General features: G+C 35.9%; 19 protein-coding genes and 1 pseudogene. 10 read left to right on the plus strand and 10 right to left on the minus strand.

The annotated features are described in order from the left end of the window. Positions 1-577: 577 nt before the first annotated feature. Genes GHT08_RS01790 through GHT08_RS01800 form a run of 3 tightly spaced genes read left to right on the plus strand, consistent with a single transcriptional unit; the run spans position 578 to position 1,918 of the window. On the plus strand, positions 578-1,045 hold the full coding sequence (locus GHT08_RS01790) for a chemotaxis protein CheX (protein ID WP_163579259.1): 468 nt from the start codon (positions 578-580) through the stop codon (positions 1,043-1,045). 18 nt (positions 1,046-1,063) lie between these two features. Beyond that, positions 1,064-1,531 carry a chemotaxis protein CheW gene (locus tag GHT08_RS01795; RefSeq protein WP_018930876.1) on the plus strand — a complete coding sequence of 156 codons (468 nt, stop codon included), beginning with the start codon at positions 1,064-1,066 and terminating at the stop codon, positions 1,529-1,531. Positions 1,532-1,561: 30 nt separating this feature from the next. Continuing rightward, positions 1,562-1,918, plus strand: a complete 357-nt coding sequence (locus tag GHT08_RS01800) for a response regulator (RefSeq protein WP_163579260.1) — start codon at positions 1,562-1,564, stop codon at positions 1,916-1,918. Positions 1,919-2,369: 451 nt separating this feature from the next. Here GHT08_RS01800 and GHT08_RS01805 read toward each other — a convergent pair whose 3' ends face one another. The 4 genes from GHT08_RS01805 to GHT08_RS01820 all read right to left on the minus strand — a co-directional run bounded on the left by GHT08_RS01805 (position 2,370) and on the right by GHT08_RS01820 (position 6,752). Beyond that, a complete protein-coding gene (locus GHT08_RS01805) occupies positions 2,370-3,002 on the minus strand; it encodes a YczE/YyaS/YitT family protein (protein WP_163579262.1) in 633 nt (210 codons plus the stop codon). A gap of 67 nt (positions 3,003-3,069) precedes the next feature. Further along, on the minus strand, positions 3,070-4,149 hold the full coding sequence (locus GHT08_RS01810; RefSeq protein WP_163579264.1) for a Ger(x)C family spore germination protein: 1,080 nt from the start codon (positions 4,147-4,149) through the stop codon (positions 3,070-3,072). Next, entirely contained in the window at positions 4,136-5,239 is a 1,104-nt protein-coding gene (locus GHT08_RS01815; RefSeq protein ID WP_163579266.1) for a GerAB/ArcD/ProY family transporter, read from the minus strand. Before GHT08_RS01815 ends, GHT08_RS01810 begins: the two co-directional genes overlap by 14 nt. A 7-nt stretch (positions 5,240-5,246) precedes the next feature. Then, positions 5,247-6,752 (minus strand): spore germination protein, encoded by a 1,506-nt coding sequence (locus GHT08_RS01820; protein ID WP_193568273.1) that lies wholly within the window; start codon positions 6,750-6,752, stop codon positions 5,247-5,249. Between the two features lie 139 nt (positions 6,753-6,891). Here GHT08_RS01820 and GHT08_RS01825 point away from each other — a divergent pair, with 139 nt between their 5' ends. Continuing rightward, complete coding sequence (locus tag GHT08_RS01825; protein WP_163579268.1) at positions 6,892-8,049, plus strand: acyl-CoA dehydrogenase family protein; 1,158 nt, start codon at positions 6,892-6,894, stop codon at positions 8,047-8,049. 615 nt (positions 8,050-8,664) lie between these two features. Here GHT08_RS01825 and GHT08_RS01830 read toward each other — a convergent pair. Next, complete coding sequence (locus GHT08_RS01830) at positions 8,665-9,810, minus strand: glycosyltransferase family 4 protein (RefSeq protein WP_163579270.1); 1,146 nt, start codon at positions 9,808-9,810, stop codon at positions 8,665-8,667. A gap of 174 nt (positions 9,811-9,984) precedes the next feature. Between GHT08_RS01830 and GHT08_RS01835 the strand changes: the two are divergent. Then, positions 9,985-10,382, plus strand: a pseudogene (locus tag GHT08_RS01835) (universal stress protein). Here GHT08_RS01835 and crcB read toward each other — a convergent pair. From crcB to GHT08_RS01865, 5 genes are read right to left on the minus strand one after another with little or no spacing between them, the layout of a single operon-like run. Then, on the minus strand, positions 10,372-10,734 hold the full coding sequence (crcB, locus tag GHT08_RS01845) for a fluoride efflux transporter CrcB (protein WP_163579274.1): 363 nt from the start codon (positions 10,732-10,734) through the stop codon (positions 10,372-10,374). The pseudogene GHT08_RS01835 and the gene crcB sit on opposite strands and share 11 nt — an antisense overlap. After that, the gene (locus GHT08_RS01850; RefSeq protein WP_163579276.1) at positions 10,731-11,126 is read right to left on the minus strand and encodes a fluoride efflux transporter FluC; all 396 of its coding nucleotides are present in this window, start codon (positions 11,124-11,126) and stop codon (positions 10,731-10,733) included. Before GHT08_RS01850 ends, crcB begins: the two co-directional genes overlap by 4 nt. Continuing rightward, positions 11,117-11,524, minus strand: a complete 408-nt coding sequence (locus GHT08_RS01855) for a Fur family transcriptional regulator (protein WP_163579278.1) — start codon at positions 11,522-11,524, stop codon at positions 11,117-11,119. The genes GHT08_RS01850 and GHT08_RS01855 overlap by 10 nt, the downstream gene beginning before the upstream one ends. Positions 11,525-11,528: 4 nt before the next feature. Beyond that, positions 11,529-12,392 (minus strand): metal ABC transporter permease, encoded by an 864-nt coding sequence (locus GHT08_RS01860; protein ID WP_163579280.1) that lies wholly within the window; start codon positions 12,390-12,392, stop codon positions 11,529-11,531. A gap of 13 nt (positions 12,393-12,405) precedes the next feature. Next, positions 12,406-13,158 (minus strand): metal ABC transporter ATP-binding protein, encoded by a 753-nt coding sequence (locus GHT08_RS01865; protein ID WP_163579282.1) that lies wholly within the window; start codon positions 13,156-13,158, stop codon positions 12,406-12,408. 210 nt (positions 13,159-13,368) lie between these two features. On the opposite strand from GHT08_RS01865, the gene GHT08_RS01870 reads away from it, so the two are divergent. The 5 genes from GHT08_RS01870 to GHT08_RS22650 all read left to right on the plus strand — a co-directional run bounded on the left by GHT08_RS01870 (position 13,369) and on the right by GHT08_RS22650 (position 15,548). Next, the gene (locus GHT08_RS01870) at positions 13,369-13,725 is read left to right on the plus strand and encodes an arsenate reductase family protein (RefSeq protein WP_163579284.1); all 357 of its coding nucleotides are present in this window, start codon (positions 13,369-13,371) and stop codon (positions 13,723-13,725) included. 22 nt (positions 13,726-13,747) lie between these two features. After that, positions 13,748-14,131: a glycine cleavage system protein GcvH gene (gene gcvH / locus GHT08_RS01875; protein WP_163579286.1), complete on the plus strand. Its 384-nt coding sequence runs from the start codon at positions 13,748-13,750 to the stop codon at positions 14,129-14,131. Between the two features lie 369 nt (positions 14,132-14,500). Then, positions 14,501-14,851 carry a ribonuclease M5 gene (locus GHT08_RS01880; RefSeq protein ID WP_153836526.1) on the plus strand — a complete coding sequence of 117 codons (351 nt, stop codon included), beginning with the start codon at positions 14,501-14,503 and terminating at the stop codon, positions 14,849-14,851. A 17-nt stretch (positions 14,852-14,868) separates the two neighbouring features. Next, entirely contained in the window at positions 14,869-15,192 is a 324-nt protein-coding gene (locus GHT08_RS01885; protein WP_163579288.1) for a thioredoxin family protein, read from the plus strand. A gap of 215 nt (positions 15,193-15,407) precedes the next feature. Then, complete coding sequence (locus GHT08_RS22650) at positions 15,408-15,548, plus strand: YuzK family famiily protein (protein WP_475404879.1); 141 nt, start codon at positions 15,408-15,410, stop codon at positions 15,546-15,548. The last annotated feature ends 916 nt before the right edge of the window (positions 15,549-16,464 follow it).

Below are 16,464 nucleotides of genomic sequence, written 5' to 3' on the forward strand. Positions count from 1 at the left end.
TGTAATTAAACAGAAAAGTTTTGTTCCATGAGTTCATTTCTTTCTATAATCAGAGCACAAATATAGCGTAGGCAGAATACGGAGACTCCTGTGGGACAGCGAGAGCTGAAGATCCACTTTGCAAAGTGGTCTTCTTTGCAAAGTTAGCTGAAGCCGAGCCCACGGAAAGCGGAGTATTCTGCCGGAGCGGTATCTCAGCACTCCTGATGGAAAGAATGGAGGAAAGTCTCTTTGGAAAAAATTCACTAGTACGCAGTTTGTATCTATAATGCATCAGTTAGTTAGAATGTAACTAGTTGGGATATGTTTTCAGTTGAATAGATGATGTAATGATGATACTTTTAGTTCATTAATTTATTTCGATAGAGATAATGATTATTACATAAGTCCATTGTTATTTCTAAAAATAGGCAAAAATACTTATTTTAATAGGTCTTTTTTATGATATAATTATAACTAAAAAACCACAATATTTACTTCAAATTGATTGATGCTGTTGTATATTGTCTTATCATTAGGTATTATGGAATGTAAGAACTGATTAAATTTTACTAGATAAGATTAAGGGGAAATGAATATGTCATCATCAACGGAAGTGAATACAAATGAGGTCATCAAAGAATTATATAATGGATCTGTCCAATCTATTAAAAATGTTGTACCAGTTGAACATCAGTTTGAATCACCAAAAATCACTACTCATCCATTGAAAGTAGAGTATGGCGTATTGATAGGGTATAGTGGAACATTCAAAGGGGATTTATTAATTCAAGCAGAACATCATGTATTCAGTTCGATTGGAGAAGCTTTGTATGGTATGCAGTTGTCTGAAGAGATGTTAGATTCCTTCTCAGGTGAATTAGGTAATATGTTAGCAGGAGGACTTTCTACTTACTTAGCAAATGCAGGAATTGATACAGATATAACGCATCCAACAATTATTAGTGGTAATGCAAATTTATCTGGTTTTAAAAGAATACTTGAGGTAGAAATTCACTATCCAAGCATTGGTGATATGAAAATGTCACTTTTATTAAATCAATAAAGGCTGGTGACGATATAAATGGAAGGAACAATAACTAAAACAATTATTTTTAAATTAAAGAATCAAGAATACGGTGCAAATATCGATCAAATTCGCTCTATTGAAAGACTAGAAGAGATTGTTTCATTACCACAGACATCTGATTTTATTAAAGGAATTATCAATTTACGTGGAAGTGTGACCCCGATTATCGATTTGCGTACGCGACTTGGAATGGAAGAGGCTGAGCCTACGGAACAGACTAGAGTACTAATTGCAAATGTTCGTGAAGTCCAGGTAGGTTTAATCGTGGATGAAGCGACAGATGTAATTGATATTTCACCTGAAGTAGTGGAAGATGCACCAGAGTTAGTAAAAGGGGTTGATTATCAATATATAAAAGGAGTGGCCAAACTAGAAGATCGGGGTATGCTGCTTTTATTAGACCTTGATTATGTATTAAGTGTGGATGAGATCAATGAAGTGCAACAAGTAGTGGATGAATAAAAATTACATATATCAACGGAGGGGAATACCTTGGCACGAGTATTAATTGTAGATGATGCTGCATTTATGCGCATGCAATTAAAAAATATTTTTACGAATTTAGGACATGAAGTAGTTGGAGAAGCAGAGAACGGACAACAAGCAGCAAATATGTATGATGAATTACAACCTGATATTGTTTCCATGGATATTACTATGCCAGAAATGAATGGGGTAGAGGCAACGAAAGAGATAAAAGGTAAAGATGCCAATGCAACAATTATTATGTGTTCTGCGATGGGGCAACAACAAATGGTGTTAGACGCGATAAAAGCAGGAGCTTCTGATTTTATCGTAAAACCATTTACAGAAGACCGTGTAAAAGAAACATTGGATAAATTATTATAAATAACAGAAACTGTACGATGGCTTTGTTATCGTCTAGAAAAACCCGTTATCAGTCCAGATAACGGGGTTTTTGTCGCTTGTAAGGTAAGTATAAAATTTGCGCAGATGTCTAGCTCCGAGCGACCAAAAACTAGGCGACTTTACGAATCGCCCTACGATAAGTCATCATCGGTTCGCTTTTCTCAGTGATTTCTTTATCTCAGTTGATTAGCTCCAGCCGCTACGTTTTTAGGCTCTGACATATGTTGTAGAGCAGATCTTAGCGTTGGCTGCTTACTTCCACTCCTGTGGGAATTGTTTTGACCTGAAGCTCCACTTTTTTGAGTGGTTTTGGCTCGAAAAAGTCACCACCCACGGAAAGGGAAGTGGGCAGCCGGAGTGGTGGTCAAGCAGCTGATATAATGCCATGATGGCTACTAAACGAATCGTAGATTAACTTAGCATTTAATTATTAACTTGCTTTCATACTGGGAACAACGTATTTTTGTTTAATTAAAACAACATATGGTCGTAATGCTTGAATAATAACACCAGTACATAATGCATTTACTAAGGTACCGATTCCAACATCGCCTTGAAAGAGGAGGGCGACGATCACTAAAGCAATACTGATAATAGCACGAGATATACCAAACGACAAGCCAGTTTTATCCGTTATAATAACCATGGAGCGATCCATCGGATTTGGTGCGAAGCTAGATTCTAAATAGATGGCAATACCAATTCCGCTGAAAATGATGCCAAATAGTAGAATGGCTGATTGCTCCAACCAATTATCAGGTGTTAGCCAAGATCCTTGGATAAATAGCCATGAATCGATCCCGAGTCCTGTAATGAATGAAGTTAGCATGGCAAACCATTCAGGTTTTGCTTTGATTGCGATAGCATTGAGCATGACGATGGTAAAGCCAACGATGATTTCCCAGCTTCCAATCGTTAATCCAAATGTTCGATACAAACCAACCAATAAGGCATCAAAAGGTGATGCTCCTAACTGTGATTGAATCGTTAATGAAATCCCTAATGTTAACGTAATAATACCTATGATATATATAACAAATGATCGAGCCATATTTTGTAGCATCGTATTCGCCTCCCAGCACGATATACTATAACAAAAAAATGGTAAGAAGGAAACAAAGGAAGCATTATTATTGTACAATGTTACTTAAATCTAATTCGAATGAGATGTTAGGGGTAATCGTGATTTCTGGATATTGAGATTCCCACTCTTTCCGATTCCAATCTCTAAACTTACTTCTAGCAGAAGCTCCAACCATGAGCGGATCAATCTCTAAGTCTTGAAAAGTCTGTATTAATTGATTCGCTTCTTCTTCCAGTTTTTTCTCAACAGCCTGTTCCAATTCTTTTTTTGCTGCAAAAGATTGAATTTCCCCCTTTTTTGACTCTGTTAACGTACCAATGATATCAGCTTTTATGACTACCTCATTTTTTGATTTCCAATGTAAACTTCTTGTCGAGCGAATCGAGCTAATGGCGACTGTCTTGTTTTTTTCTTCCCATTCAAATTCATACGTATGGTCTTCACAATCTTCATATAATAATTTAAAGGTAAAAAATTGCTCATAGGGAATTTGATGAACCAATTTATCATCCTTCATCATACCCAAAGCTACTATATCGATAGACGTTTCGCTTTGTCTCAAGATGGGAAGGAAAGGGTCCATCCCATCGCCAATTAATCGATAATTAAATTGATGCAAATTCATTTTAGGAATATTGGATTTATTATTATTTAGAATTAGTTTCTCGATGAAGCGTGAAAGAGTTAATTCCATTCTATAATTCGTTTTTAGCAGTGTTTCTGCATCTCCTTGTACAATTGCGACGTTAATATCGCGTCCTAGATCGGGTATTTCATTAATTCCATAGATAATTTCCGCTACTCCTTTTTTTGCAAGGTCCTCACCAAATACTATATTTACTATATTGCCAACTTCTACTTGAAAGGGGGCTTCGGTTTGAATAAACGAGTTAATATCTTGAAAAGTTTTTGCTTCACCAGTATAGCGGATATTTTCACCCAATTCTGATTGTTCGTTTTGGCCGTATACTGGGGCAACAGCAGTCCCTTTGTAATTTTCCGAAGCTGAATCCCAATCAAAACCGAATGTCATAATTAATTCAACATCATCAAGAATCTTAGTTTTGACACAACCTGATAATATTAAGCAACACAACAATATAGGCCATAATCTATTTATTCGCATGTTTTTTCTTCACTCCTGATGCAATTTTATGGCAAACATATAATAAAGGAAAATAGACAAATAATAGTATCATCCCAATCCTTGATAGGGTTAGCGTTATTTTTTCAATAATAAGAAAATTATGAATGAAATGAACACTTGAAATCCCTATAAGGGCACAAAAGATGCTAATTTTCCGGAAAGAGAAGCTGGTTAACCGATAAAAACATTGCATACTTGCCCAAAAATATAAACAACTAGTTGCGATGATCGCGATCAAGTGTAAGCTGATTCCAACATATTCAAACCTTTCGATAATCGGAAAGTTAATAACCTTCCATAATTGTAGAGTTGGCCAGGATATAGTCTGAATTTGCTGCTCATTGTAATACATAAATATCGCAATGGCAGAAAAAAAGTAGACGAAAGTTGTAAAAATATTACTTGAAACCGCCCACTTTAATCCAGATTGAAAACGATGTATAAACGGTGCGTAGATTAAAATTAATTCAATGCCTAGTAAACTAAAGGACATTGGTTCCATAGCCAAAATGATATCTTTGGGTGGAGTATTAAAAACAGGTAACAAATTATTAAAATGACCATCTGTAAAAGCCTTGTACTTAAAAATTGCTAAAAAACCAGTGACAAAGACACTGAAAAACGCGAATCCGGCCACAATTCGAAATCCACCTAAACTAATATATAAGACTAACATGAGTAAAATAAACATAAAAAAATGTATCGACATCTCAGGGAAAAACCAAATTTGAATAATTTCGATATAGGAAACTAATACAATCATGGAGACAGCGAACAGATATAAACTGAATAAAAAAGTTAACAATCTTCCTAATATGTTACCAAATATATACTGATGAATTGCCATGAAGTCAGTTTGCTCTTCTCCGACAATTTTCCAAATAATCACAACAATGAAGGTTGTAAGTACACCGGTTAGAATAATGCTAATCCAGGAGTCATAACCGGCGATACTTGCAATTTGCCGTTCGAAACTTAATATGCCTTCTCCGATTTGAGTTGCATGAATGATAAAGAGTAACAAAAAGGGTGAAATCATCTGGGTGATGTCCGGTTTGAAATGATTCATGATCAACCTACTTTCGCTTTCCACGTTTTAACCTCGTTCTATTCGTATTGATTCGATGTTTATCGGTTGCTGTAGTAATTACAGGTCTTGATCCTTGCAAATTAAACGGAAACCGAATCACAGCATCTTTCAAGTCTCTCCAACGAGGAGGGTATAGAGGCTCCAGAAACGGTCTTCCGAGTGAAGTTAACCTTAACAGATGTGTGATAAGAAACATTGCCGCAATTGTAATCCCAACAAGCCCCCACATTTGGGCAAATATAATAAATGGAAAACGCAGTAACCGTATCGTATTACCAATCCGATAAATAGGTGTAGTAAAGGACGCCAGTGCGGCTAATGCGATTAATATAAGTAATACATTACTTGTAAGTCCAGCTTCTACTGCTGCTGTCCCGATTACAATACCACCAACAATACCGATTGTTTGGCCGATTTTGGTTGGAAGACGTGCTCCAGCTTCACGTAATAGTTCGATCGTTAATTCTAAGATCAAAACCTCCAGTATCGGCGGGAATGGAATGTCTTTTCTAGAGGAAACCAATGTCCCCAAAAGATCTCCAGGAACAATATGATAATGATAAGTTAACACGGCAACATACATCGGTGTAATCAGAACCGAAAAAATAACTGCACATATACGTATAATACGAAATGCACTGGCAAGCGGCCATGTTAAAAAATAATCCTCATAAGATGCAAAAAATTCAACTAATGTAGTCGGTGCAATGAGGACGTGAGGTGAGCCATCGACAACGATGGCGATTTTTCCTTCCACTAAAGCACTACTGACCCGGTCTGGGCGTTCGGTATCCATTAATTGTGGAAAGGGTGATTGAGAATTGTCAGATATCATCTGTGAAATAAAAGAACTGTCCATGATTTGGTCATATTCAATAGCGGATATTCTTTGTATGATGGTATCGACATTATCTTGATTAGCAATTCCATCTATATAGGTGATTGCAACATTCGTTTTGGTAATTTTGCCTACTTCAATGTTTTTTATATGTAATTGCGGTAATTTTACTCTTTTTCGAATGAGATTAATGTTTGTATTAATATCTTCGATGAAAGCAAGTTTAGGGCCGATCACACTAAATTCAATTTCAGGCATAGCCACTTGTCGATCAACTTCAAATTTAGCTGGAATCAGTAATATATTTTGGCTGTTATTCGTAAGCTTAAGAGCCATATATCCGGTTAATATTTTTTCTTCAATTATGGTTAAATCTGAAGTGATCTCTGTCTCTGAAAAAGGTAACAAGTTTTCTAAAACATCAAGATTATCTATCTTAGCGTCTTCTAATTTTCCGAAAAGTGTAACTTCAATCTTGTCTAAATTGATTAACGATTGATAATAAAAGACTTCAATATTATTTACGTTTCCTAACGTAAAATGCTTAAAATCATCACTAGCCTTCATAAGGTGGATTAAGTCACCAAAATTGTTTACGTCTTTTTTAGAGTGTTTATGTTGATTGCGTTTGTGGGAGATTTTCTTTCTTGTCATGATAGATACCTCTTGGTGAAAGTTTATCGTTAGTATGTGTTGATTGACTTTTAACTATGCATTCTAATCATTGAGTAGATTAGTGGCAAAAAACAAGATAGTTCGCTATCATCAAAGTAGCAATGAAAGGAGGCAGATTATGGACTTGTCAAGTAACTTTATTCAGACAGACCGGCATGAAATGCTTTATCGGAAAGCAGAACAATTAGCTAAGAAAATCAAAACTAGAAGGCAACAAGGCGATAGTGAAGCAGCTTTGCCTAAGGAAAATATCGAAGATTTACGCAATGAAAACTATTTATCGTTAACATTACCAAAAGAATATGGTGGAGAATCGCTATCTTTATATGAATTTTTGCTTGTTCAGGAGAAAGTAGCAGAGGGTGACGGTGCAACAGCCTTGTCGATAGGTTGGCACTTAGGAGTAGTTAAAGAATTAAGCGAAGAGAACTTATGGGACCAGCAAAAGTTTGACTACATAGCCAAAGAAATAGGAGAGAAACAAAAGTTAATCAACCGATGTGCTACAGAACCTGCAACCGGAAGTCCAACACGTGGCGGAGTACCGGAAACTACTGCTGTTTTAGATGGTGAAGAATATGTTGTAAATGGAAAAAAGACATTTACAACGATGGCATTAGTGCTAGATTATTATATTGTCACTGCTTATGTGGAAGGCAAAGATGCTGTTGGTTCTATCTTAATTCCAAAGGAAACAGAAGGTTTGCGTGTCGAAAAAACATGGGATACTTTAGGTATGCGCGGTACAGGTAGTGATGATTTAATTTTAGAGAATGTTCGTGTACCAAAAGATAACTTAGTAGAAATAAGTGATCAACCAAAGAGACCAGGTCCAAAAGGGTGGTTATTACATATTCCAGCCTGTTACTTAGGCATTGCAATGGCAGCTCGCAATGACGTGATTCAATTTGCTAAAGAATTTCAGCCGAACAGTTTAAATAAGCCGATATCTGAAGTGGAACATGTTCGCAATAAAGTCGGAGAAATAGATTTAAAATTATTACAGGCACGTTACTTTATGTATAGTGTTGCGGAGAAATGGGATAGATATCCAGATAAACGCAGGCAGTTAATGAAAGAATTGGGAGCTGTAAAGTTAGTTGCTACTAATAGTGCTAATGAAGTAGTCGATCTCGTGATGCGCATTGTTGGGGGACGTGGCTTGTCTAAAAACATGCCGTTTGAACAATATTACCGTGACGTACGAGCGGGGCTTCATAACCCACCAATGGATGACATGGTTATCTCCTCATTGGCCAAAAACGCATTTTCATAATATGATAATCCGACATAATCAATCGGTTTTTATTGGTAGTAGATACCAACTGCGAAGTAATAAAAATACTGTTTATTCGAATCTAAATGCACAGTCACTTGTGAAGTAATTTTGAATTCTATCGTGATCATAACCGCCACTCCGGCTGCCCACTTCCCTTTCCGTGGGGTTTGCCCCTCAGCTAATTTTTTCGAGCAAAAACCGCTCGAAAAAGTGGATCCTCAGGTCAAACAATTTCCACAGGAGTGAAAGTGGGCGGCCTTCGTTTAGATATGCCCTACAACACTAATCTGAAATCAACTAATCGATTTCTCCACCATATGTAGGAAAGGGGGTGACTATGCTAAAGGGGCATTTACAGTTGATAAGCACTGTTACAAAACAGAAAAATTTAGTTCTATGATTTCATTTCTTTCTATAATCAGAGAACAAAAATAGCGGAGTATTCTACCAGAGCGAATGACAACGCTTCTCAAAAAAAATGGAACAACGCAAATCCATGTCCATATTACTTCGTAGTATATCTATTTTGATAACATTTTTATTTTGGCGTATTACGTTAAGTTCTGTTTGAAATGGGTTATTTTTCTTAATGTAAAAAGCATGCTTAGTTGTTTAAGCATGCTTTTGGTTAGTTTTAGTATCTTCTAATATAAATTGATAAGTGCTGAGTAATTCTTCAAAACGATCTTCCCAACGTTGTTTTTGGGCGTAGCGAACGGCATTTTGTTTCAATTGCTCTCGCCAATCTTTATCATTTAATATCGAATGAATAGCGTTAATAAAAGAATCTAAATGATTACTATTACATAATCTTCCGGTAAAGCCCTCTTGAACGATACTTTTTACCCCGCCTTTATTAGCAGCAACAACCGGTGTTCCTGTCGCTAATGCTTCTAATACTACATTTCCGAATGTTTCTGTTTCAGAAGGAAATACGAATAAATCACTGGCAGAAACAATTTTAGCTACATCGTTTTGTGGTAAAAACCCAGTATATGTTACATTTTGCTGCCAGTCATTCTCTAGACTATTTTTAGATGGACCATCACCAACAATAAGCCAGTGGATATTATTTTGTAGTTCAGTTGGGAGTTGTTTTGCAATCTGTGGAAGTAACTCTACGTTTTTCTCTGGTGCTAACCGACCAACATAACTTAATATATAGCGTTCCTTAATGTTATACTTTTTTCTAATTTCTTCAGTAGAGTAATATGGATGGAATACGGTTGTATCAACACCGCGTTGCCAAATTTGTAAGTTCTGAAATCCTTTTTTTTGTAATTGTTGGTAGGTTACAGAAGACGGTACGAAAATACGGAGTAATGGTTGATGAAACCATTCCATATAACGCCAGAGTGCTTTCGATAACAAGGTAAGATGATAGTATTTTAAGTAATGATCAAAATCAGTATGGTAAGAACCAACAATAGGAATATTGTACTTTTTTGCGAGATGAAGTCCAGTTAAGCCAATAGAAAACGGTGTTGCAACATGGATGATATCAGGCTGGAATTTTTTGATAATTTCTTTTAAATGAATAGTATTTGGTAAAGAAATACGACAATCTTTATAAAGTGGGAATGGAAAACTCGATTGACGATAGATCTGCCCGGCGCTTATTTCTTTTTTTGTTTGTTTAGGTGAAATCACAATGTAAGAATGGTGGCTCTGATCTAAATACTTCGTAAAACGTCCCAGTGTTTTGGCAACCCCATTAACATCCGGAAGAAAGGTATCAGTAAAGATAGCGATTTTCATATTATCTCCCCCCTTGGAACTATTCCTTACTTCAACCATATGTCGAAACAATGTAAAGAACAACAGGAATATGTAAAATGATTGTAAAAAAATTCTAACAGAAATATAGATAACGCTTTCAAGGCGAAAAACGTTTTTACTATAATGGGTGTAGTAGGAAAGGGAGAATGCGGGATGTATCAAAAAATAATACTAGCTGTAGATGGTTCTGAGCATGCACTAAGAGCGGTGGATCACGCCATTAAATTTGTGAAAAGTGTACCAGAGTATTGGTTAGATGTAGTTATTGTCATGAATGATGGAATGAAAGGAAAACAAGCGGTCAATATGGCGAGCTTGGTAGAAGAAAGATTAAAATTAACGAAACAAAAATTAAAAAAACAAATGTTGATTTTCGAACGGTTATTTTACTTGGTGATCCTAAACAGGAAATTGTAAAATATGCAAAAAGAGAAGAAGTTGACCTTTGTATTATGAGTAGAGGATTAAATAGATTTCAAGGAATGGTACTTGGAAGTGTCAGTCATAAAACAGTTAAACATATTAATTGTCCGATCTTAATCATAAAGTAATGACTTTATAAATAGTAAATACCGTAGTAAAACTGATTGCCACGGATCCAAACAGATAAAGGAAAGCTTTCTTCGATTGTTTTTGTTCCAGCATTTTAACAACCTCAACACTAAATGTGGAGTAAGTGGTAAATGCTCCACAAATTCCTACACCTAAAAAGTTCCATGTCCATAAAGAAAGCCATTCTGCTTGATAAAACAAATACGTAAAAGCAAATAGGATGCTACCTGTAAAATTGGCAAGCAATGTACCTACAGGTAGCCAATATTTACTTGTGTTAAATTGCAGACTTAACAGATATCTAAGTATGGCACCAATGAAGCCACCTAATCCAACAAACAAATAACTCATGTGATCTTCTCCTTGTTGCTTGCTAACTTAGCTCCAATAAAACATAACACTACACCACCGAGAATTTGTATTGCCAGATAAAGAATGAACCATGCTGTACTTTCATCGAAAAGCAATACACTCTCTGCAATAAAGGTGGAAAAGGTAGTAAAAGATCCCAGCAGTCCTGTTGTAAATGCTGTAAAGATAGATGCTGGCAATTTATTCTTGAAAAAAGGATGGAATGTAACATATGCCAATACAAAACATCCAATTAAATTGGCAATGGTTGTCCCGACAGGAAAGCTGATAAAGGATACGGATTCTGCAATGATATAACGGAGAAGAGCTCCGAGTATACCACCAATCCCAACTGCTAAAAACAGTTTTAATTCTTTCGTCTTCATTGACATGTTGGGCAAAAACCGTAAATCTCAAATTTATGGTCGTCAATCATATATTGCTTTAATTCCTCCGAGATTTCATCCATTGGACAGTGGTGAATTTCTTTGGTAACACCGCAAGTTTTACAAATAAAATGATGGTGATGATGATGATCACATTTAAGCCTAAAGTGTTTTTCACCATTTAAGTCCGTTGACTCTAAAATGCCTAACTGGTCAAATAAATGCAAGTTTCGATAAATTGTATCAAAGCTGATTCCTTCGTAATTAGGCTCCATATTTTGCAATAAGTCTCTTGCTGTACAATATCGATTTTCTTCTACAAAGAAGTCGATCATGTGTTTTCGCTTATCCGTATATTTATAGCCTTTTTCTTTTAAAATACCAAGTGCTTCAGTTGTATTCATTTGATCACCCCGTTTTCAAACGATGCTTTCTGCTATTTATTTTTGCTATTACTTTTTTTGTTACAATCGTAGCTATTAATAAAAGGATGAGTAGCATGACGATCGTACCACCTGGTGGTATTTCTAAATAGTAACCAGATACTAATCCCAAAATAACAGCTGTTTCTCCATATATTATCGCATAAATAATCGTTTGTTTAAATCCTTTTGCAATACGAATACTTGCTGCAACAGGTAATGTCATTAATGCTGAAACTAGTAGAACACCAACAATACGTATCGAAGCAGCAATGACGAGTGCAGTTAAAACGATAAAAATAAAATGAATCCTTTTTGCGTGTACACCAGTAACCACTGCTTGTTCTTCGTCAAAAGATAATAAAAACAGTTCCTTATATAAGAAAAAGATAACTACACATACAATAACTGCAATAATGATAATGCTGTACAAATCTTGTCTGCTTACTGCTGAAACAGAGCCAAATAAATAATTATATAAGTCTGTATTAAATCCATTTGCAACCGAAATAAAAATAACACTTAATCCAACACCACCAGATAAAATAATCGGGATGGCCAATTCTTGAAATGCAGTGTATACACGGCGCAAGCGCTCAACAATGACAGAGCCGATAATGGAGAAACCTAATCCCGAATAAAAGGGGGTGATCAGCATAGCACCTGTCTTCTTTTCCAGTAACAGACCAAATGCAATTCCTGCTAGTGTTACGTGAGATAGTGCATCAGCTATCAAAGACAATCGACGTACTACAATAAAGGCACCCAGTAATGGAGCGATAATACCGATAATAATACCAGTAAAAAAGGTGTTTCTTAAAAACTCATATTCTAATAAATTCATTAACATATTTGTTCCTCCATTAATGCTCATGGGTCACTAGATTTAGTGGGTGACCATAGAAATCCGATAGTTGATCTTGTGATAGTGTTTGGAACTCATTTGGATTACCATGAAAATGCAGTGATTTGTTCAAACAAGCCACTTTAGATGCATGGTGTGTCATCGTTCCAATATCATGGGTTACTAATAATAAAGAAATGTTTTGCTGATTTAATTCATGTAATAAATCAAAAAACTTTTCTACATTTTCAGCATCAACACCAACAGTAGGTTCATCCAATATCAATAATTTTGGATCACTGACAAGCGCTCTAGCAATAAAAATCCGCTGTTGCTGCCCTCCAGACAGTTCTCCGATATTTTCAGAAAGATATTCTGTCATGCCAACTTTTTCTACTGCTTCATAAATGTGTAGTTTATCTTGACGTGTTAATCTTCTGAAATAGCCCAACTTAGAAGTGAGCCCCATTGTTACGACTTCTTCTACTGTTGCAGGGAATCCACTATTAAAGCTGTTTGCTTTTTGTGAAACGTAACCTAATTTATTTTTTTCTTTAAATTTACGAATTGGATGACCAAAAAGCTGGATTTCCCCGGTAGTTGGTTTTTCCATACCCAACAAAAGTTTAATTAATGTTGTTTTACCTCCGCCATTCGGCCCTACCAGTCCAATAAAGTCACCTTCGTTTATTATAAAATTAACTTTTGATAAAGCTTGTCGCTCACCATAATGAAAGCTGACGTTCTCCATCTCAACAATTGTTTTTTTCATGTTATCACCTTCGTTTTCAATCTCAACATATTATATCGTAATCATTACGCTTTGTAAATTACTGAAATCGGAAAATGTGCTATACATAAAGTGAGACTTCCTTCTATATAATAATTTATTCCGTACTGTCATGAACTACCAACTAGATCATTTGCTTTTTATCTTATCTTTTCGTTAAAATAATAGCAACGAAGAAGAGGAGGCTAATACATGACAGTTCAGTTTTATTGGTATCCTAAATGTGGGACGTGCCAAAAAGCGAAGAAATGGTTAGATGATCATGGTGTTGATTATGAAGCTATACATATTGTGGACAACCCGCCTAGCAAAGCAGAAATAAAAAATATTATTTCTAAAAGTGGTTTACCATATAAAAAATTCTTTAACACAAGTGGTAAGAAATATCGAGAATTAGGCTTGAAGGACAAATTAAAAGAAGCCACAGAAGACGAAATGCTGGATTATCTTGCTTCAGATGGTATGTTATTAAAAAGACCACTGACAGTTGACGAAAACCAAGTGACAGTTGGTTTTAAAGAAGAAACATTTGAGCAGAGCTGGAATTAAATAAAATTTAGGAGGAGTTTTCATGAGTTTACCTGAAAATTATCTATATTCGAAAGAGCATGAGTGGGTGAAAAAAGAAGAGGAAAAAGTAAGAATCGGTGTGACAGATCATGCACAATCAGAACTGGGAGATATTGTGTTTATTGAATTGCCAGAAGTGGGCGATGAAATCAAAACGGATGAACCATTCGGTAGTGCTGAATCAGTTAAGACCGTCTCAGAATTATATGCACCTGTAACAGGTAAAGTAGTAGAAGTTAATAGTGAATTAGAGGATAATCCGGAATTAGTAAATGAGTCTCCATATGAAAAAGCATGGATGATTGTAGTAGAACCTAGTAACCAGTCAGAATTAGATGATTTATTATCTGCTGAAGATTATGATAAGATGATCAATGAGGCGTAATAAACAGGTAGCATTCGCATGGAGCGGATGCTATATTTTTTAACAGAAAAGGAAGTATAAAAATTGGGTACCTTTATACGCAAGCGCCTAGAAACTAGGCGTCTTCACGAATCGCCCTACGATAAGTCATCATCGGTTCGTAATCTCACCGTGATTCCTTTATCTCAGTTGATTCGCTCTAGCCGCTACGTTTCTTAGCGGGCGTTTTGCGCTTTTCTAATCTAAGTACCATTAGTCTGTCATAACTTGATTAAGTGTATCCATACAATAAAGTGAGACTTCCATCAGCGGGGGCTTACGGGACGATTACGCCGTGATAACATAAAAGCTTTTGGTTTTATTTGAACTTTGATGAAGTAGGTGAGCCAATTGTCAAAACAAGAAATAAAAGTAATCATAGTGGAAGGTAGAACAGATAAAGAAAAAGTGGCAAAATTAGTGGATGAAGAAGTAGAAATTGTCTGTACTAATGGTACGATTAATGTGGAACGCTTGGAAAATTTAATTGAAATGTTTAATATGGATTATCGGGATGTTTTTATCCTGGTTGACGAGGATAAGGCTGGGAAGAAATTAAGAAAACAACTTTCTAAAGAATTGCCACATGCAATTCATATTTATATTGATAAATCGTATAGAGAAGTGGCAGCTACACCTGAGTCTGAGTTAGCAGTAGCACTGATTTCATCACATATTATGATCAACCCAGATTACTTATAATATAGAAGGAGATTGTAATGATAGATATAAAGAAGGAACAATGGAAGAACTTGTTACATCATAAGGAATCGCTAGTCATTTTTGTGCACACACCTTTTTGTGCGACCTGTCAATTGGCAGAACGAATGTTAGCAATCTTGGAGGAAGCGGATCAAGCGCAGTTCTTTTATCGAATGAATGCGTCGTTTTTTCCAGAGTTTATGAAGGAAAATAAAATCCAGAGTGTTCCGGCCCTATTATTGGTAAAAGATGGAGTGGTTATCGATCAATTGTATGCATTTGAATCGGTAACTAAATTACATGCTGTTTTGGAAGGATGGAAACAAAAACAAAGCATTTAGCAATAAAATCAAGTAATTTGTAAGAATTTATATCATATATTTTTCTTTTGGTTATTTTTGATTACAGGTGGTTGTGTATCTGCGCTGATCTCCACACAGTGTATTTGGTCACTATATTAGAAGATGTTACAATAATAATTGTCAAATAAAGAAAGGATTGATTTATTATTAGTGACCAATTACATCTACAGTACACAACGGAAATGGAAAAAGCGATGCATCAGTCGCACGGAGTAGGATATGCGGAATACAGCCGTAAACTCTCTCAGCGATTAGATGTAGAAAAAGAAAGAGAAACTAGCTATAAAAAAAGCCAAGAAGTTGTGAAAGACGTAGAACGCTTAGTTCACAGATAATAATTGGATGTTAGAGGAAATAAAAATAAATGAAATGAAAATAGACACGAAGATACAACAGTTACTTTTCGATAAGTAGCTGTTGTTTTTTATTAATATAGGAAAGCATATAATCCGCGGTATCAACGCATTTGTAAGCATAGTAGCCATTTTGAAATAGCTAGTACAGGAAACCATCGCTGCGGCTGTCCACTTCCCTTTCCACGGGATTTTCGCCTAAGCTAACTTTGGTAAGCAAAGTTAGCTTGCCAAAGTGGATCTTAGTCGAAAATCATCCCGTAGGAGTGGAAGTGGACGGCCTCCGCTATGAAATTGTTCTACAACGTTTGTGACTGCTAACTTCTCGAGCTTTCTTAACCTGAGTAATAAAATTGGAATGTCAGCGAGTACATTCATTGTAGAGCATGAATGAGCGTAGGCGTCCACTCCGACTCCTGTGGGATCAGCGTGATCTGAAGATCCACTTTTGTAAAGCGATCTTCTTTACAAAAGTTAGCTGAAGACACGGCCCACGGAAAGCGAAGTGGGCAAGCCGAAGCGGTTGTTACGCCTGTTATTCATGTCAAAATAACTACTTTGGACAGGACCGGGTGGGCTTTCCCGGTTTTTCTTAAGAGTTAGAAAGTATAAACGAAAATGTCTAGATCCAAGCAACAAATAACGCACTAAATGTCCGTTCATAAATGTTAGCATCAAGATAAATTTTAACTCGTTTACAGTATTTATCTTGTCCGAATATGGAATGGATCGGCTTTTAGCAGTAATAGATCGATAAATACAGGTTAAGTGTGGTATAATATCAGACGGAATGAATAAAATCAGTTGTTTTCGATAGCGGTAAAATGGTTGATTATAGATTCGAAATAGTATAAGATTATAATGAGAATAAAGTGAGAATGGATTTAATTCCACTTCA

Source organism: Gracilibacillus saliphilus, assembly GCF_010994085.1.
Lineage (GTDB): Bacteria > Bacillota > Bacilli > Bacillales > Amphibacillaceae > Gracilibacillus > Gracilibacillus lacisalsi.